At 42.5% G+C, this 18,438-nt stretch carries 18 protein-coding genes; 7 read left to right on the top strand and 11 right to left on the bottom strand.

What is annotated here, in order from left to right; all coding sequences use genetic code 11:
• The 5 genes from ACYRY3_RS20495 to ACYRY3_RS20515 form a co-directional block, all read left to right on the top strand.
• A partial coding sequence (locus ACYRY3_RS20495; RefSeq protein WP_460203462.1) for a phytoene desaturase family protein occupies nucleotides 1-1,444 on the top strand: 1,444 nt, incomplete at its 5' end.
• Nucleotides 1,445-1,883: 439 nt separating this feature from the next.
• Nucleotides 1,884-2,210 (top strand): DUF433 domain-containing protein, encoded by a 327-nt coding sequence (locus ACYRY3_RS20500; RefSeq protein ID WP_460203464.1) that lies wholly within the window; start codon nucleotides 1,884-1,886, stop codon nucleotides 2,208-2,210.
• Entirely contained in the window at nucleotides 2,203-2,613 is a 411-nt protein-coding gene (locus ACYRY3_RS20505) for a DUF5615 family PIN-like protein (RefSeq protein ID WP_460203465.1), read from the top strand. The genes ACYRY3_RS20500 and ACYRY3_RS20505 overlap by 8 nt, the downstream gene beginning before the upstream one ends.
• Nucleotides 2,614-3,065: 452 nt before the next feature.
• The gene (locus tag ACYRY3_RS20510) at nucleotides 3,066-3,869 is read left to right on the top strand and encodes a hypothetical protein (protein WP_460203466.1); all 804 of its coding nucleotides are present in this window, start codon (nucleotides 3,066-3,068) and stop codon (nucleotides 3,867-3,869) included.
• Nucleotides 3,814-4,152, top strand: coding sequence for a pentapeptide repeat-containing protein (locus tag ACYRY3_RS20515; RefSeq protein ID WP_460203467.1), 339 nt, complete (start codon nucleotides 3,814-3,816; stop codon nucleotides 4,150-4,152). The genes ACYRY3_RS20510 and ACYRY3_RS20515 overlap by 56 nt, the downstream gene beginning before the upstream one ends.
• A gap of 310 nt (nucleotides 4,153-4,462) precedes the next feature.
• Here the strand turns inward: ACYRY3_RS20515 and ACYRY3_RS20520 are convergent, their stop codons facing one another.
• The 4 genes from ACYRY3_RS20520 to ACYRY3_RS20535 all read right to left on the bottom strand — a co-directional run bounded on the left by ACYRY3_RS20520 (nucleotide 4,463) and on the right by ACYRY3_RS20535 (nucleotide 10,549).
• Nucleotides 4,463-4,645 (bottom strand): hypothetical protein, encoded by a 183-nt coding sequence (locus tag ACYRY3_RS20520; protein WP_460203468.1) that lies wholly within the window; start codon nucleotides 4,643-4,645, stop codon nucleotides 4,463-4,465.
• A complete protein-coding gene (locus ACYRY3_RS20525) occupies nucleotides 4,626-5,099 on the bottom strand; it encodes a PIN domain-containing protein (RefSeq protein ID WP_460203469.1) in 474 nt (157 codons plus the stop codon). Before ACYRY3_RS20525 ends, ACYRY3_RS20520 begins: the two co-directional genes overlap by 20 nt.
• Before the next feature lie 83 nt (nucleotides 5,100-5,182).
• Complete coding sequence (locus ACYRY3_RS20530) at nucleotides 5,183-6,253, bottom strand: hybrid sensor histidine kinase/response regulator (RefSeq protein ID WP_460203470.1); 1,071 nt, start codon at nucleotides 6,251-6,253, stop codon at nucleotides 5,183-5,185.
• An 18-nt stretch (nucleotides 6,254-6,271) separates the two neighbouring features.
• Nucleotides 6,272-10,549, bottom strand: a complete 4,278-nt coding sequence (locus ACYRY3_RS20535; RefSeq protein ID WP_460203471.1) for a PAS domain S-box protein — start codon at nucleotides 10,547-10,549, stop codon at nucleotides 6,272-6,274.
• 179 nt (nucleotides 10,550-10,728) lie between these two features.
• Here ACYRY3_RS20535 and ACYRY3_RS20540 point away from each other — a divergent pair, with 179 nt between their 5' ends.
• The gene (locus ACYRY3_RS20540; protein WP_460203472.1) at nucleotides 10,729-11,004 is read left to right on the top strand and encodes a hypothetical protein; all 276 of its coding nucleotides are present in this window, start codon (nucleotides 10,729-10,731) and stop codon (nucleotides 11,002-11,004) included.
• A gap of 100 nt (nucleotides 11,005-11,104) precedes the next feature.
• Here ACYRY3_RS20540 and ACYRY3_RS20545 read toward each other — a convergent pair whose 3' ends face one another.
• Entirely contained in the window at nucleotides 11,105-12,490 is a 1,386-nt protein-coding gene (locus ACYRY3_RS20545; protein ID WP_460203474.1) for a hypothetical protein, read from the bottom strand.
• A gap of 344 nt (nucleotides 12,491-12,834) precedes the next feature.
• Here ACYRY3_RS20545 and ACYRY3_RS20550 point away from each other — a divergent pair, with 344 nt between their 5' ends.
• Nucleotides 12,835-12,996: a hypothetical protein gene (locus ACYRY3_RS20550; protein ID WP_460203476.1), complete on the top strand. Its 162-nt coding sequence runs from the start codon at nucleotides 12,835-12,837 to the stop codon at nucleotides 12,994-12,996.
• Nucleotides 12,997-13,466: 470 nt separating this feature from the next.
• Here ACYRY3_RS20550 and ACYRY3_RS20555 read toward each other — a convergent pair whose 3' ends face one another.
• From ACYRY3_RS20555 to ACYRY3_RS20580, 6 genes are all read right to left on the bottom strand, one after another.
• On the bottom strand, nucleotides 13,467-13,856 hold the full coding sequence (locus ACYRY3_RS20555; RefSeq protein WP_460203477.1) for a type II toxin-antitoxin system VapC family toxin: 390 nt from the start codon (nucleotides 13,854-13,856) through the stop codon (nucleotides 13,467-13,469).
• Nucleotides 13,838-14,824 (bottom strand): AMP-binding protein, encoded by a 987-nt coding sequence (locus ACYRY3_RS20560; protein ID WP_460203479.1) that lies wholly within the window; start codon nucleotides 14,822-14,824, stop codon nucleotides 13,838-13,840. The genes ACYRY3_RS20555 and ACYRY3_RS20560 overlap by 19 nt, the downstream gene beginning before the upstream one ends.
• Before the next feature lie 144 nt (nucleotides 14,825-14,968).
• On the bottom strand, nucleotides 14,969-16,189 hold the full coding sequence (locus ACYRY3_RS20565; protein WP_460203566.1) for a cytochrome P450: 1,221 nt from the start codon (nucleotides 16,187-16,189) through the stop codon (nucleotides 14,969-14,971).
• A 54-nt stretch (nucleotides 16,190-16,243) separates the two neighbouring features.
• Complete coding sequence (locus tag ACYRY3_RS20570) at nucleotides 16,244-17,122, bottom strand: class I SAM-dependent methyltransferase (protein ID WP_460203480.1); 879 nt, start codon at nucleotides 17,120-17,122, stop codon at nucleotides 16,244-16,246.
• A complete protein-coding gene (locus tag ACYRY3_RS20575) occupies nucleotides 17,115-17,381 on the bottom strand; it encodes an acyl carrier protein (RefSeq protein ID WP_460203481.1) in 267 nt (88 codons plus the stop codon). Before ACYRY3_RS20575 ends, ACYRY3_RS20570 begins: the two co-directional genes overlap by 8 nt.
• A gap of 53 nt (nucleotides 17,382-17,434) precedes the next feature.
• Nucleotides 17,435-18,394, bottom strand: a complete 960-nt coding sequence (locus ACYRY3_RS20580; RefSeq protein WP_460203482.1) for an acyl-CoA desaturase — start codon at nucleotides 18,392-18,394, stop codon at nucleotides 17,435-17,437.
• Between the last annotated feature and the right edge of the window lie 44 nt (nucleotides 18,395-18,438).

The following is an 18,438-nucleotide window of genomic DNA, read 5'->3' on the forward strand; positions in this document are numbered from 1 at the left end:
ATATTTGGAGTGCGATCCAGTTGTTTTCTGTCCCCATCCCGATGGAAAGTACTTCTTAGGACATAAATCTTTAGAAAAAACTTGCGCCGAAATCGCCCGTTACAGCGATCGCGATGCTAAAAAGTACGCAGAATTTACAAACTATTGGCAGCGAGCGCTTGGTGCAATGATCCCCATGTTTAATGCACCACCAAAGTCTGTTTTAGATATTCTTGGCAACTACGATATTGCAAAGCTAAAGGATTTATTTTCAGTCATTGGTTCTCCCAACAAAACGCTGGATTTTATCCGCAATATGTTGACCAGCGCTGAGGATATTCTGAACGAGTGGTTTGATTCAGAATTTTTGAAAGCACCCCTTGCAAGACTTGCTGCAGAACTGGGCGCACCACCGTCACAAAAAACCATTTCCATTGGGGCAATTATGATGGCAATGCGTCACGACCCAGGTATGGCAAGACCCCGTGGCGGGACTGGGGCATTGGTACAGGCATTGGTAAATTTAGTAACCAGTAAAGGCGGCACCATCTTAACGGATCAACAAGTTAAGAAAGTTTTGATAGATGATGGTCGTGCAGTTGGCGTGCAGGTTGCCAACGGTACTGAATATCGTGCTAAGTATGGAGTCATCTCTAATATTGATGCCAAGCGACTGTTTCTACAATTAATGGATGCAAGCGATGTTGATGCTGCCGACCCAAACTTAAGGGAAAGATTAGAACGGCGCATTGTTAACAACAACGAAACTATCCTCAAGATAGACTTAGCTTTAAATGAGCCTCTGCGTTTTGAACACCACCAACATAGGGATGAATATCTGATTGGTTCTGTTTTAATTGCAGATTCTATCACTCACGTGGAACAGGCTCATAGTAAATGTACCTTGGGAGAAATTCCAGATTCCGACCCATCCATGTATGTGGTCGTGCCAACAATGTTAGATCCGTCAATGGCACCCCCAGGAAAGCATACCGTGTGGATTGAGTTTTTTGCGCCATATCAAGTTGCAGGTGCAAATGGCACGGGGTTGAACGGTACGGGTTGGACGGATGAACTCAAGCACCAAGTTGCAGATAAGGTGATTGACAAACTAGCAGACTACGCGCCAAACGTGAAAAATGCAATGATTGCCCGTCGTGTAGAAAGCCCTGCGGAACTAGGAGAAAGATTGGGCGCGTATAAGGGGAATTACTACCACATTGATATGACTTTGGATCAAATGGTATTTTTCCGTCCTTTGCCAGAAATCGCGAATTACAAAACACCAATTGAAGGTTTGTTCCTTTCAGGTGCGGGAACTCATCCGGGTGGTTCAATTTCAGGAATGCCGGGACGCAATTGTGCGCGAGTCTTTTTGCAGACACAACGCCCCATAGTGCAAACTTTTAAGGATGCACGGGATTCTATTCGGTCAACTGTTGAGTCGGTGTTTAAGATTACCTGAGTTCGATAAAAAATGCTCGAAACTCAGCAGGGTAGAGTTTATAGTTTAATACGGTTCAGATTAGACCAAAACCCTTACTATACTAAATCCGGTTTATAAACCCCTTTTTTATGGAACCGCCAAGACGCGAAGAACGCCAAGAAAAAACAAATGAAGATAAAGGGGGTAGCTAACCCGGATTTGGTATTAAAACCTCAATGTAGAGACTAGCCATGCTTAGTCTCTACACATCGCGGAATCCCACCAAAAATCCTTAACTAACCTGAGTTTGGCGTAAGAAAAAGTCTGAAAACCAAGCAGGTAAAGATTGTAGCAACACATACCAGGTTGATGTGTATGGAATTAGAGAACCTATTTTGTGATGTAGATGGCTTTTGTCAACAAATGGTTAATATTATTGGTGCTTTAATTGCTTATACCTATTAAGATAAAAGACTCCATGAACACGCGATTGGTCGATTCACTAATACAAATAATCGAATCCCTCACCCCAGAGGAACGCATCTTTTTACAAGAGCAACTGAGCAGCAAGCCAATTCAAGTGACATCTGGGATCTGCGCTGGACAGCCACGCATTCGCAACACCCGCATTCCTGTGTGGACACTGGTTGCTTTTCGCCAACAGGGAGCAGATGACGAAGAGTTACTGCGAAACTACCCTACCCTTACCACTGATGATCTAACAGCTGCATGGGCATACTATGAACAGCACCGCGAACAACTAGATCGGGCAATCATCACTTTCACAGAGGATGAAGATGATTAAGCTTTATTCTAATGAGAACTTTCCAATGGATATAGTGCGAGAACTGAGACAGTTTGGCTGTGATGTCCTGACTTCCTACGAAGCAGGGCAAGCAAATCAAGGCATCCCTGATGAGGAAGTTCTTACCTTTGCCACTCAAAACCAGAGAGTTGTCATCACTCTCAACCGTGACGACTTCATCGCCCTACATCGTAGCAGTATTTCTCACAACGGAATTATTATCTGCAAAACTGATAGAGACTACATAGGACAAGCTCAGTTCCTCCACGCCAACCTGCAAGATATAGAATTACAAGGTCATTACACTGAGGTGATACTGCAAAATCGCCTGATTCGCGTCAAAAAGCAGAATCAGCCTAAATCCAGCAGACAAGTTTTCATTATTCAGGAATACCCAAGATAAAAAACTTTTAACTGAAAAAATATCCCATGCCTGAAGGTCGAAATAACGTCGAGGTTGACTAGAGGGGAGAATAATCTTATCCAGTGACACCTTAGTAGGAATTAAATTTTCATCATCAACCAATTGATTAATTCCTACCCAACAAATTAGGCTAGACACGCTAGTAGGTAGGGCACTGCCGCACAACAGTGAACGTGTGTTATTACCACGGTTTTCTTCCTTACCCAGCCAGACTATAAGGCAGAAATTGGGAGAAAGCAAAGTACAGTGAGGAATTTTGCACCATACTTGGATTACCACTGGAACCATCTAAGTAGACCAGAGTAGTAGCGATCGCCCGCCCCATACCAATAACATAATTAAATGGTACAGCTTAGCCTTTAGAGTTGCGATCGCAGATAATAGACCTGTCATTTCTGCTAGAAAAAGTAAAGTTAAAGGAATTGGGGTGAATGAAAAAGCTGAAGCAGATACGAGAGTCCTTAAAAGATTTAGGGAAAATTGTAGAATTTGGAGCAGAGGGGTCTAAAGCTACCTTAGAATTTGCAATGGCTGTAGGTGTATTAAGTGCTGCTGTAATTCCGGTTGCACAGCCGATTGCTGCTTCTTTAGCGTTTGTTGGATTAACAAACAAAGGGATAGACCTATACCGAAGTAAGAATAAGGAACCAGATTTAGAGGAGTGGGTCGCAATTGCATTTCCTCTAGCTTATATAGAAAGTTTTGATGCTTTGGTTCAAAAAAATGAATGGTTAAGACAGAAGATGAGTGCTGGCGTATCGGGTCAAGAAATTAAGCAGCACTTTGATGATGAGTTAGGAGAAGTTGAATTAACTCAGGAACTCGTTCAAGAGGCTTTAACGAAATTTCCAGAATCGCTGTTGGGACTTGCGCTCAATAATCAATTATCTGCTTACTTAAAGCAAGTGGGATTAGACCAATATACCATTCCTATAGTGACTGGATGGGTTGCTTGGGGAACCAGAGCAAAGATTGAACAACTTTTAGCTTATGAAGAATCAAGCAAGAGGAATATAGCTGTTCAAGTCAAACCGTACATAAAAGCAGCCCAAGAAATTGGTGCAACTCAAACATTTGGTAGTATCGAAGCTTACTTACTTGAACAGATATCTCCCAATCCTAGCGATTCATTGCGAGAGGACAAGTGGAGAGTCTTTGATGAACCCTTTAAAATTCCCGATGTCTACGTACCTCTCAGGCGCTTACCTCTTTCGCGCTTACCTCTTTCGCGCTAACCTCTTTCGCGCTAACCTCGTTCGCGCTAACCTCTTTCGCGCTAACCTCTTTCGCGCTAACCTCTTTCGCGCTAACCTCGTTCGCGCTAACCTCGAAGGCGCTAACCTCGTTCGCGCTAACCTCGAAGGCGCTAACCTCGTTCGCGCTAACCTCGAAGGCGCTAACCTCGAAGGCAACTATGGAGAGATTACTTGGGATGAGACGACAAACTGGAAGGATGTACATGGGTTAGAAACCGCAATCCTGCCAGAAAAATTAAAACAAGAGTTAGGTCTTGCTTAAAGGGGTTACCATGCCATTTTGCGTGTTGCTAGAGAAGCTGTCACCCAATGCCTACACAACTAATTTATTTCTGTATTTATGTAAATACGCTTACTCCCTTCCCGCTAGAAGATTACCTACAGATGTAGGTAGGGCTATGCCGCACGTTAACAGCTGGTGGGCAGTGCCCACCCTACAAAAATCGGTAATTTTGGAGTGGAAAATTTGACTTTGTATATAATTTGTCAATCCATTACTCTGTCGTGGTATGTTCCTACAAGTTTAGGCAGTCAAATAGTAAATAGCGATCGCTACTTTTTACAAAGTTTCATCAGTGCGATTTGTTTTTGATAGACTTCCACCATTGACCGAGAGAACTAGATTCAGCCTTTTGACGAAAATATTCAATCTGCTCTTTGGGAGTAAGACTTTTAATATCTTCTGAAATTTCTTCTTGAGCTTGCTGTTTAAATTCAAGGCAATCAAAATCTTTCTCAATTTTCGTTTGATTCATCGAATGTAACCTCTCTGGGGGAAACAATAGTTAGAATTCCGTAGCCGTTGAGTAAATTAACTTGGTTGTATGCCCTCATTCTATCAAGTCGAACAATGTGTTTGAAATTCCAAGATACAATCGCATCGGCTCTGGCTACCGTAGCCGCAGCCACATGAGTAGCATCATTAATAGATTTAGATGTAACAACTCCATTAGCTATATAAGTATCTCTGAGGGCTATGATTTCTTCTGTTAGTGGAACGTTTTCGATAACCTCAGTAGGAATTGTAGTAAGTATATTACGAACTTCTGGTGGAGCGTTTGCTAGCTCAATAATGACTAAATCACTCAAAAGCATGATTACTGTTTTATTACGAATAATCTCTATAACCCGTTGTGATTCTATTGCAAACTCTATATCCAGACAACCACCAATTACTGAAGTATCAACATAAATTCGTAAACGCTTCATATTTTATACGTCTGAAATTAAATATATTTTAGATAAAGCGAGCGCAGATGTTGCCATTCTTGCATCCTTGTTTAACAACCAGATTAAATCTCAACAGTAAAAATTGCTCCTTGTGGCTTGTTGTTTTCTACTTTAATGTATCCCCCATGAGCTTCGACTGTCATTTTACAAAAAGCTAAACCCAATCCAATCTGAGGTGTTTCTTGGATGGGAGTGCCCACTTGGTATTTTTCAAAAATAATTTGTTGCAATTCCTCTTTAACTCCCGGTCCCGAATCAGCTACCTGAATTCTTGCTCGTCCCGGTTTTGGATACTCAGCGCTCAGCACAATTTGGCTGTTTGCAGGTGAGAATTTAATAGCATTAAACAGTAGGTTATCAAGAACTCGACGGAAAAGATTGGCATCCAGACTGACACTACCACCAGGTGCTGGTAGATTTGCCAGCAATTGTAGTTTGTTTTGAACTGCAAATATTTCGATATCGGAAATGACTGAAGAACAAAGGGCAAACAAATCGACATCTCTTCGTTGAAGAACCATCTTGCCAGATTCTAATTTCGCAATGAGCAACAAACTATCAATCATGGATTGCAATTGTCGTCCGGCTCTAACAATCTGGTTGGTTTTCTGTTGCTGGAGTTCGGGTGAAAAGTTAGTGTTTCCTAAAATTTCTGCAGCCATTATAATTGTGCTGAGGGGGTTACGCAGATCGTGAACGATCATCTCGGAGAGGTTTTCCCTCAACCGCAGAGTTTCTTGCTGGGCATCGTATTGTTGCTTGATACGCAACATTGCTCTGATTCGCGATCGCAGTTCTATGCCATTCAGGGGTTTGCTAATAAAGTCGTCGGCTCCTAATGCGAGGCACTTGGATAAATCTTCTTTAGCAGTAAGAGCCGTTACTATAATCACTGGAATATGCTTCCATTGAGGATGAGACTTAAATTTCTGGCAGAATTCAATGCCATTTATTTGAGGCATCATCACATCTAGCAAAATGACATCGGGTTGAAACGCTTCTAGCAGAGCAAGGGCTTCTTTCCCACTTGAGACGTAGTTTAATTGATAGCCTTCGTTATCCAATAATGTATCAATAACATCAAAGTTATCGGGTTCATCATCGATAATCAAAATGGTAGGTGCAGTTCCCATAATTAGAATGAGTAAGAATTACTCTTTATTTAATAGGTGTTTTATTTTCTCTACTAGCTGTTTCAGCTTTACAGGTTTGGCTAAATAATCATTTGCTCCTGCGGCTATACAGTTTTCCCGATCGTCTGGCATAACTAATGCAGTCATGGCAATGATTGGAGTATGAATAAACCGTTCATCGGAACGAATAAGGCGCATTGCTTGCAACCCGTCCATTCCAGGCATTTGAATGTCCACGATCATGAGGTCGGGGCATTGCGCTTTGGCAAGGGACACGGCTTCTTCTCCGTTCCTTGCTAATAGTAAGCGATATCCACGAGCACTCAAATAACTGGATGTTGTGGCAATATTGGCTTCGTTGTCCTCTGCTAGTAAGATTAAAGCAGGAGCAGTGGCTTCGATGGGGGAAACTTTTGGAGCAATAATCAGCGCAGTTGTTGGGAACTGTTCTGGGTGCTGAAGTTTGTCTAGAGTATGGCGGAACTTTTCACGAGTAATTGGTTTAACTAAATATTCACTTGCCCCCAAGCATAACGCTTGCGATCGCTCATCCACCACCGAAATCACTACAACAGGAATGTTTTGCGTTTGTGGATGTGCTTTGAGTTGTTTGAGGACTTCCCATCCAGATAAGTTAGGCAACAGGAGATCCAAAAAAATGAGTGCTGGTTGAATGCGGAGTGCTGCGTCGATCGCCCCTTCGCCCTTAGGATAAATAGCAGCGTGCATATTCAGTTCCCTCAAATACCGGGCGATTTGTTCTGCTGCGACACTGGAATCTTCAACTATCAACACCTGTGAGTTATCATCTGACATGACACTCCGGTTCATTGATTGGGGAATAGGTGGGGTATGTGAGGTAGCATAAGGTAAGTAAACCGTGAAACAACTCCCCTGACCCACTTCACTGGTCACTTTTACCGTACCTCCATGAAGTTCTACCAGTTGGCGCACCAAGGCTAAACCCAAACCGGTTCCCGTATGCTGGCGGTTCAAGCTACTGTCAATCTGAACAAAGGGCTGGAACAATTTATTCATCTCTTCTTGAGCAATACCAATTCCAGTGTCAATTACGGAGAAGCAAAGAACTTCCTTTTCTTGCTGCTGCTTGGGTTGCACCACAAGCTTGACACTGCCTTCATTGGGGGTGAATTTCACCGCATTGTTGAGTAAATTAATCAGCACTTGGCGGATGCGTCGCTCGTCCACAACAATTTCGGGTAGCCCTGTTGGGACTTCTATAGTAAGTTGAAGGTTCTTCTTAATTGCTTGCTGCCTCACAAATGCCATACTGGATTCACACAGATAGCCAACGGCAACAGGAGTCCTTTGCAATTCTAGTTTGCCAGACTCAATTTTCGACAAATCGAGAATATCGTTAATCAATTCCAGAAGGTGTTTACCGCTGCGTTCAATGGTGGCGATTGCCTGTTGCTGGCGAGGGTTCAACGTCCCAAACACTTCTTCCTGTAACCCTTCTGACATCCCCAAGATAACGTTGAGGGGAGTCCGCAGTTCGTGACTCATATTGGCGAGAAACTCATCCTTGAGGCGGGTTGCTTGATGCAATTCAGCATTTGCTAAACTCAATTGCTCATTCATGTGCCTGAGCTGTTTCTCAACTTGCTTTCGCTTGCTAATATCGCGGCACACACAAATTAAATCCCCACTTTCTGTAATCGTTAAAGACAGTCCCTCTGCAAAAGTACTGCCGTCTTTTCGGGTTCCGGTTGCTTCTCCTTGCCAGTAGTGCTGCTGCATTAAGATGGGAAACACGTTTTGTTCAAAACGGTTGATTTCTTCAGGAGAGTACAATTTTCGCCAGGTACTGCCTATGAGTTCTTCATCGCTTTCGTAGCCGAAAAGTTCCAGGTGTGCCTTATTTAAATAAGTGTAGGTATCGCCCTCCAGAATAGCAATGCCATCAATGGCTGCTTCAATCGCTGCAAGCTGCCGGTTCAAGATTTCTTCTGCTTGCTTGCGTTCGGTGATATCAGTTTCAGAACCAGCCATGCGAATAGCATTGCCTGTCTCATCCCACAATGCTTGACCCCGATCCAACACCCACATATAGGAGCCATCTTTCCGTTGCACTTGGTACTCTTGTTGAAAAAAGGGAGTTGTGCGGGCAAAATGTTCTGCAAAAGCTGTAAGGACGCGATCGCGATCGTTGGGGTGAATTCGGCTCAACCATTCCTCAAGATCGTTACCAATCTCATCCTCTGCAAAACCCCGCATCTCTTTCCATCGGGGTGAGAAAAAAACTTGATTGGTTTGAAGATTCCAATCCCAGATGCCATCATTGCTGCCTCGAAGTGCTAATTGCCAGCGTTCTTCACTCTCACGTAAAGCAGAGGTACGTTGTTCTACCCTCAGTTCAAGCTCCTGATTGAGCTGACACAAAGCTTCCATTGCTGCCTGACGTTCCAGTTCAGCGCTAACTCTGGCTCCAAAAATCTGTAGTATTGTCGCGATTCGCGGGATATTTGTTAATGGTTTCTTGTCGAAAATGCATAAACTGCCAATAACATTACCGTGAATGTTGGTCAGGGCAGTCCCAAAGTAACTTTCAATTTTGAAGGTAGATAAAAATTCGTTTTTGGGAAACCTTTGTTGCATGCCCTCAGTACAGTAGAACATTCCTTCTGTCATCGATATATGACAGGGAGTATTCTCGAACAAGAAAGAAAAGTTGGGCTGAAGTTGTCCGTTTCCCCAGAACCCATAACTGCTTAGGAAATTGCCTTCTTGTTTGGCAACTAACACATAAGCCACATCCAAGGCAAGTGCTACGTACTTTACAAGAACTGGAAAAAAGTCTTGACCTGTGACAGATGCCGCTCCCTCAACCAAGCTTTGTAAGTCCATCTGTGCTTGTTTGCGATCGCTGATATCAGTAATTGTACCGATGTATCCCGTGGTTTCCCCATCTGCTCCTTGTTCTGCCACAACCTGACCAAACACCCAAGTGACTTTACCGTCTGGGCGCTGAAATCGGTATTCCAAACGAAAGGGTTCTTTTTCTTTGACAGAGCGATTCCATTCTTCAAAAATAAGGTCTTGGTCATCGGGGTGCAATCCTCTGACCCAATCAGTGCCCATCGCTTCTACCGGTGTTAGTCCCGCAATCTCACACCAACGGTCATTCACGTATAAACAATGCCCTTCGGTATCGGTACGAAAAATACCGACAGGAGCAGCAGATGCTAGAGACGCATACCGATGTTCGCTTTGACGCAAAGCCTCCTCTACTTGCTTGTGCCAAACGAGCTGAGCCAGTTGAACGGCGACGGAAGTAATGAGTTGCAAAAGGCGTTTATTGAGTTCATACTGTTCATCGGCAAAGAATACCAAGATTGCGATCGCCCTCTCCTTTGCCAAAAGCGGGACACCAAATACCCCTTTCAGCCCACATTCTCGGGCTACTTCAACCCTAAAACATTTCTCTGCTGACTCTTCGGAAAGATTGCAGATCCACTCGGGTTGCTGTGACACCCACACCCGCCCTGGTAAGCTTTGATTTGGAGCAAAGGTCAGTGCGTTGCTAGCAAGCCTAAAGAACTCTAAGTCAGGATTGCTGCAGTACCAAGCTGGGCTAAGTTGAAGATGGGTATTGTCTGGAGAAGGAAGCCACACCTCTCCAAAAGACCAGTGAGTGAATTCACAAATTTGACGCAAAATGACTTCTAGAGCAGCATTAGAATCCTTGACTTCACCAATTGCTGAGGTGATGTTGTAAAGCAGCTTGATTTTCTGCTCCATCTGTTGTCGCTCTGCCAATTGTTGTTCACAGCATTTTGGAGAGTTGGCTTGCTGGGTTTCCCTCGCCACTTGAGTTGCCAGATATTGGAGCAAGTTTTCGTGGGTGAGCACTCCAACGACTGCGCCACCATCATCTAGAACGGGGATATGACGAATCCGATGGCACTGAAATAGGTTTAGTGCAGCGAAAATATCGCTTAATTCTGACTTTTGTAGGGTGACAACAGAGCGAGTCATTACATCAGCGATCGCGACTCCTGCAATCTTTTGCCCATCAGCAATCAGACGTACCACATCCCGTTCGGTAAAAATGCCTACCAGTTGCTTTGCCTCCACAACCAATACACAACTGGCGCGAGCATCAGTTAATAAGTAATTGATATCAAATTTTGTATTTTTTAATATACTCGTTGCTTGTGCATCATTCATGTGCGCGATCGCATCAATTACAAGTGTATCGGTGGTAACAATCAGAGGGTTAAAAGTAATGACCTGTTCCAGATTGTTTGATTCTAGAAGGGAAGTGCAAAACATGAGTAGTTAACAGGGTGATAAGCGGTGTCAGGCGGTTAATATTATGCGGAAATTACTGATAAATTAAAAATAAAGTAATTTTAATAACGTTATTATAAGGATAATACTGCCTAAATTACCGCTACTGTTAAAATTAAAAGAAAAAATTTTGTCTATACCAAGGGTTGATCGATCTGTTTTTGGTAGGTTATGAATGTTCTCGTAGTGAATTGGGAATTGAAAATACTGAGGAGGAGGAAGATTTTTATGGAGAGTTTCAGCCTTGGTTACAGAAAAAGCTAGGAATAACAACAGTAAGCTCATGGGCGAAAATGATTATGCTTTACTGTCACGATGAAAAGGCGGGTTTTGAAAAGTTTTTTAATTTATTGTCAGAGTTTAAACAACGAAATCAGCATTTAGATAGAAATGAGGCTAATAATATATCTGAAGTAGCGGCGACTGTAAAACATTGAAACTAATATTGGACTTTAGACAAAAAACTGAGTTCGGGGGGATACTGGCGCTCTAGCCCATAGACGCTAAGAACGCTAAGGGAAGAAAGAGCGAAAAGCTTTATATAGCTAGTTTCAAGTTTGTTGGCTTGTCCGGAATAATGAACATTAAATTCGCTTTGTCTGGTTTTTCTTCTGTAGGTGGAGTTAATTTCAGCCATTCATGGAAACTAATTCCTAATTGCGCGATCGCTTGTACTTCTAACTGATACGCCTCAAAACGGCGATTTGTTTCAACCATAGATTCTACAACTTCCAAAATTTGAGGAAGTCGTTTCCAAGCTTCTTGCTTCAAATCATCTTTATTTGGACCAAACCAACCTCCTTTAACTTCAACAGGCGTCAAAATTGCTGCTGGTAGCGAGTCTATCCATTGATTGGGGTCTTGCACGAGCTTAACCAGATTTTCACGTTGCATATCAAATACAGCATTTTCATCTAACGTAGGATCGAGCCATTGATAAATACGAGTTAATCTACGTAAATCAATCTGACCTTTAAACTTTGGCTGTAAATATGCTGCTGGATTAGAAGTTAACAAAAGTTCAACATATTTTTGAATTCGCGATCGCAAAACTGTTGCCCCTTCTTGGAAGCGATGAAGCGCTGTTTCGTGTTCTTCTAATTCCAAATAGCAACGTGCCTCAGCAAGGTAAGCTAACGATAAAGTCAGCAGATATTCGTCAGCAATTTGGCTCTTTTGCTCAAGTTCTATATCTGTATAGTCGGTGTAAATATGTTCGGCTTCTAAGAAACGATTAATAGCTTGTAGGGCGCTGCTTCTGCGATTTTCGGGTTTGCTCATTGTAAAAGCATTAACTGCTAAATCTAGGGCAGCGCGAAAATTAGCATAATAGCCAAGGTCAATTTTACGGTTAATTTTGTTTAAAAGTTCTTGTGTTTGGTGTAAGCGTTGTTCTAATTCTTTAAGTCGCTGTGCTATGACAGCAAAACCCATCACAGAAACGCCAAGGTTAAGAATACTTGCAGCAGTCGTTACCTGCAAAATCCCTTGAGTAAGTTGCAGGTTTTGCTCTAACTGCCCTAACTGATTTTCAATTCCACCCAAGCGTTGATTGATATTAGCAAGTCCTTTTCCCGTCACAGCCGCACCAACAGCGGTTGTCACTAAGTTTCCTCCTGAGACAAGAAGATTATTTAAACTTGCTTGCTCTACTCCAATCAGTTGTTGATTGACTTCAGAAAGTCCTTTGCCCGTAATCGCTGTATTAGCGACTAAACCAACTGCATTTGCTCCAGAGAATATTAAGTTTAGTAAATTATTCGAGGAAGGAGACGAACTTGGTTGAGCATCCCTTAACCAAGCGGCAACTTGTTTTGTTGCCACATACCGAATCACGCCTCCAACTCTTTCTAAAGTTCCATTTGCCAGCCCTTTGGCAATCCAATCAGCAAGTACAAATGTTGCTGTCACCGCTAAACTCACAATTCCCTCCCAGTTACTAAATCATCAGCAGCGCTATGGTTAATTAGCAAGCATTGCGTAACCACCAACCATTGCGCTTGACTCAGTATTCCCAAGCACTGCTAGTATTTAACAATTCAAAAATCTGTGAGAGTCACAGACAACGCTAAGAGCACTGAATTGCTTGTATCTGTTTGATTTAGTAATTTTGTTCTACTATAAATAAAACTTTTACTTCCTAACTTGAGTTTATACATTTATACTTTACTTACTCAACGCGACTTCAATGCTGTGTCGTTTACTTTGAGGAAAAAAACCTCCTGAAAACCAGGAGGTTGATCAATCATAGTTAAGAGGTCAATTATATGATCAAACGTTTGAAATTGGCACCTATTTTAGGTGTAGGGGCATTTGCTTTGTCTTACCTCATACTCACTTATAATGCCTGTGGTAGGACAACGCTGAGAATTGACATTTACGGAGCTAAGGGTGAATTGTTAAGGGAGCAAGAATGCCTTTCTCGTTAATCTAAGTTGAAATTTGTAATCAAAAGTCAATTAACTGTTATTCTTTCCACCCACGTACTACTTACCTCAGTACGGGGTTTTTGTTTTGTGACACAATGTCAGTTAATTGGTTCTGAGAATTGAGCATCTTGGCTACCCCGTAAGCTTTCCCAATGAAACCTGCTTCAACGGTAAATTAGTATTTTGAGTCACCTATTCCACAATATGCGTATTTGGTGGAATACATGACTCAAACTACCATTTTTCGTGACCCCGATCGCACCCGATAAACCGCCCTTATCACTCGTTAAAGTCCCCGACCACGCAAAAAGCCAATACCGCGCAATACCCCTGAACAGTACTGGCTCTCAAATCCCTTGCTATTTCTTAGCTATGACAAGACTTGGTAAGAAATTAATTACTATATTTCTTAATGCTGTAGAACTTCATCGCCTCAGTAAAACAGCACTCACCTAGGTGATCGCTTCTTATTAAGGCGTAACGGTTGCTGGATGTATAGGGGTAATCTCACCAGAGTATCGAGTAAAGTCCCCAGTATTAAAAGTTAAAATGTGGGTTAGCCCATGAACACGCATGACTGCAACAAGACGGGCATCGTGAACATTTACGCCCATTACCCCATACTGTAAAACAATTCGTCTCCATTCAGGGTAAATCTCAGGCACATCGGGCAGTACGGGAAATAGCATTTCTAAACGTTGTAATTCTGTTGAGGCTTCCGCTATAGTTAAGCCTAAGCCGTTTCTATTTACTGGGCGGGTAGCACTTCGCCAAAACTCAACTAAGTTTTGAGATGTAATAAAAAGCTCAATTCCTGCACCGCCTAAAATAGAGATTGCATTTACAGTATCCCCATACATAGGGTGATGTAACCATAACAGGGTAAAAAGGCAGATTTTTTAAAGCCGTAGGGACCAAAGGTATCGCTAAACTGTTCTAGGGTACTTAGTTTGATATGTTCAGCTCCATTGTAAGCTACATCCCAAGAGGAGAAGGATAGTTGTTCCAATGAAGCGGGATCGATGCGTTTAACACAAAGATCGTAGGCAAAATTAGGCCCTCCTGTAGTTGTAACTTTTTTGTCTGAGATTGTTTTCAACCAAAGTTTAGGTCTTTGGAGAAAAGTCATTGGAGACATTAAATAACAAGGAAAACCCACATATAAAGGCTGAAAGATACTGCCAATCAGTCCCATGTCGTGAAATAGGGGAAGCCAAGCCAACCCTATGCTGCTGCTGCTGTGACCGAAGGTTCGCTGAATCATTTTTTGGTTAGCAATAATATTCTCATGACTCACCATCACACCTTTAGGAAAAGAAGTAGAGCCAGAGGTATATTGCAAAAAAGCAAGTTCGTTATTTGAACTGTCAACGGGAGCAAGCAAAGGGTTGAGATTTTCCAGACAGGGAAAGGTCTCGATTTGATGCAATGCTGTCAAATTCTCCTTCTCAAATAAGTCTTGGACGCTTGAATCAGTGATGACTAGACGAGCATCGCAATCATTAAAAATCCGTTGATAGTGTTCGCAATTATGCTTGCGGTTGGGTGAACTGAGGGGAACTGGAATACGTTTGGTGTAAAGACAAGCGAAAAAAGCGATCGCAAATTCAGGGCTAGTAGGTAACTGAATTGCCACGCGCTCGCCGCTTTCAGTCTTTTCAATTAACCATGCCCCTAACTTTTGAATTGATGCTAGTAAACCAGCATAGGTGAGGTGAGCATATTCCCTACCTCTACTATCTAGAAAGTAATAGAGGGGCTGATGGGGTTGATTTTCTGCTCTTAAGAGCAATTTGTCAATCAAACTATTCAAGTGACAAGAACGCATCAGTTTTTTCCTTAGAGTCAGGGTGTAATTCCCGTGACAGGTAGCAAATAGTAGTTTTAGTTAAGCCCTTTTGCTAACAAAATTGAGGTAGTTAAAAGGGCTAAAAACATTCAAATTGTGTGAGGTAAAATGGCTCTAAATTACCTAATTAGCAGGTACTAAAGTAACAGGTAAGTAGGTTAAAGTCCGGGTAATAAATCCCTCTGTACTCCAACGATAATCAGAGGAGGCTAATTTGATTTCCCGTACCTGTTCGCAGAGGTAATTAAACAAAAGTTTACCTTCCAATCGAGCAATCATCTGTCCCAAACAATTGTGTATACCATGCCCAAAAGCAATCTGCGAAGCTGCGTCTCTGGTTATATCAAAAGCATGAGAATTGGAAAATTGTTCCTCATCTCTGTTAGCAGAAGCAAGACAGAGTAGTATTTTTTCGCCTTTTTCAATAGTCTGGAAGCCAAGTTGTAACTCGCTGACCGCTAGACGTACCGTTTGCTGTAAGGGTGGATCGAAGCGCAGAATTTCATCAATAACTTGTTTGCTAGTAGCCCTTCCCTCTCGAAAAATTTGCCACTGTTCGGGGTGGTTAATAAAGGCTAGAACTCCATTAGTAATCAATCCCTTGGAGGTTTCATGACCGGCGACAAAGGTCATAGTACAGGCAATACTTAGCTCGTTATCAGAAAGCCGATCTTCTCCAATCCTGGCTTGAATTAATTTACTTAGTAAATCTTCTTCCAGATGGGTTTTGCGATAAGCGATGATTTCTTGGAAAATGGTTAGACAAGATTGCAAATCTTCTTCAATGCGACGTATACGCATCTTGGTCAACAAACTTGGTTCTAAGATAGACCGGACGCGGTGTATATACTCATCGATTGTCTTGATATACTCATCAGGAATGCCAAGCAGATGGGCAAGAGTATACAAGGGGATTTGATGGGCAATCTGAGCGAAATCGAAATTTTCTTCTTGAATGCTTGGAGCAATTAACTGCTCAATTAACTGCTGAATGTGGGCAGTGTAGGCGTTAATATTAGTGTTGCTAAAGGCTTGTCCTACCAACTTACGCAAGCGCCCATGATTGGGAGGATCGGTAAAGACGATCGCTTTTTTGCCCAATTCCACCAAACCTGGAATATCACCAACCTTTTGTTGCACTACGTACTGGGGAATATAGTTAACGCTGACCGCATCCGAGTTCAAGACTTGGATAACATCTTTATATTTGGTCACGATCCACATATCTAAGGTACGGTGAATCGGATTGTGTTGGCGTAATAGCTGGTAAGTGGCGTAAGGATCTTCCCTGAAACTGGGTGCAAAGGGGTTAAAATTAACGGGAGACTGAGGGGTAGTTATCATTTTAGACACGAGTCTTTGTGAGCAGATATGAACAGGCTATCCAGCAGTCCAGCTTTATTTAGCTAAGGATTGCATTTCAAAACGCAGTAGTAAGATTTGTCCGAAGTAAAAACCTGCAACTGCTAGCTTAAGATACTGTTCGTACTTGCGATAGAGCTCTTCACCAAACTGCTCTACAATTGGTAATCTTTGACGGCGGAGATTTCTCAGCCACAAATCGCAAGTCTTACCATAATGGAGGCGATCGTTGCGGTAAGTTTTAATCTCAAATAACCCATCGGATGCCATAAAAATCTCACCGGGACGAGGTAATTCAGAATCAGGAAAAATTTCTGTTTGGGTGAATAAATTTTTATCTGCGGCACTTAAGGAGCCATAGGCTATCGTCTGCAAAGATAACTTACCTTTAGGTTTTAGCCACTCTTGACATCTGCTGAAAAACTCCCGGTACACACTAACTTTTTCTTCTAGCTTGGCTTCTGGTTGGGCAAAGTGCTCAAAAGCTCCAATAGAGACGATCGCATCATAGGGTGTTGTCGGCTGATGAACAATCCAGCTTTCCTCGCAGACTTTGATATTGGGGATATTTAGAGAGCGAATGTGCTGGTATTGATTGTGGCTTAATGTCAGTCCTGTAGCAGAATAACTGGGATCTAAGCTGACGTGGCGCTGCATTAATGCTCCCCAACCGCAACCAATATCTAGGAGTCTTTTGCCAGTTGTTGCGCCTGAAGCATTGAGATGCCAATCAATTTTTTTCTGTTGAGATTGTTCTAAGTCGTCGTCCAGGGTGGAACCGTCCCATAACCCAGAAGAATAAGTGAGACTAGAATCTAACCAAAGAGCGTAAAATTCATTACTGACATCGTAGTGGTGCTGGATGGCTGCTGCACTACCGCCCCGGTTGCTTAGGCTTTTTACCGTATTAGACATTAGCACTCACATCTCCTTCTTGCACCATATTGGCTAGATGAGCAGCAACTTCAGTAATTGTACTGAATTCAAAAAACAGAGAAGGGCTGAGTTCAAAACCTAACCATTCTTCCAAGTCACCTACTAACGAGACAGCTGCTGAAGAATTGATTCCAAACCGTTCAAATTCATAGTTTTGGTCAATTTTTTCTGGCTCTACTTCGAGGATATCTGCTAAATAGTTTGCGATCCACTTGCTGATTTGTTCTTTAGTTTTCATGACATCTCCTTATGTAAAGTACTAAATGAATTGTGAGCGAAGTTCTAAATGAATTATGAGTGAAGTTCTCGAGCTTGAATTTTGTCTGTCGTAGGAACTTTAACATCCCAAACGAGGTGTAAAGCTTCCAGTAACTGAATGAACCAGTACCCAGGATCTAGGCGATACCACTCTAAACCGAAGGAAGCCGAACCGGGAAATGCATGGTGATTGTTGTGCCATGACTCACCAAAGGTCAATAGGGCAACCAGTCCAAAATTATGACTGTGTTCTTCGGTCTCAAAGCGGCTCACCCCAAAGCAGTGCAAGAAGGAGTTAATTGACCAAATAGTATGTCCTCCCCAAAGGATTCTAAACACCCCTCCCCAAAGAAATCCTGCTAACGCTCCTGCTAGGCTCCAGTGGTACAAACCTCCTAGGAGGGCAGGCAATACTAAGCCAAGAGAAGCCCATAGATAGTAATGGCGATCGACTCTGAGAAGGGTTTTGTTTTTGATTAAATCGGGGACATAGTGGACAACACTGGGATATTCATGTTTGTACATCCAGCTAAAGTGGGAGTGTACTAAGCCCTGAATGCGCGATCGCCAATCGCTACCGTGAAGATTTGGTGAGTGAGGATCGCCTGATTTATCGCTCAATTCATGGTGCCGACGATGTAAAGCTGCCCATGAGATGACACCCCCTTGACCTGCCATTGCACCGCAAATAGCGAGCATGATTTGGACTGCCTCATGAGCCTTATAGGAACGATGGGTAAATAAGCGATGGTAGCCAGAGGATACTCCAAATCCTGTGACTAACCAGAATAGAACAAAAAGGAATATTTCAAATTGTCCAAAAGGAAGATAAGGAATTAACGGCAAAGCTATTAAAGTTCCTACAAGGGGCAAGATTTGAAAGAGGATAAAGTGCTTCTTTTGGAGGCGGTGAATAAAAGGGTTATCAACCACTTTTTTTCGTTTTGTTCCGTCCGTTAAAATGGACTCAACATCGACTAATTCTGTATTCATGACAATTCGATTGAGGATTTACAGAAAACGAAATTCAGTATTTT

It is taken from the genome of Scytonema sp. NUACC21, from assembly GCF_054684315.1.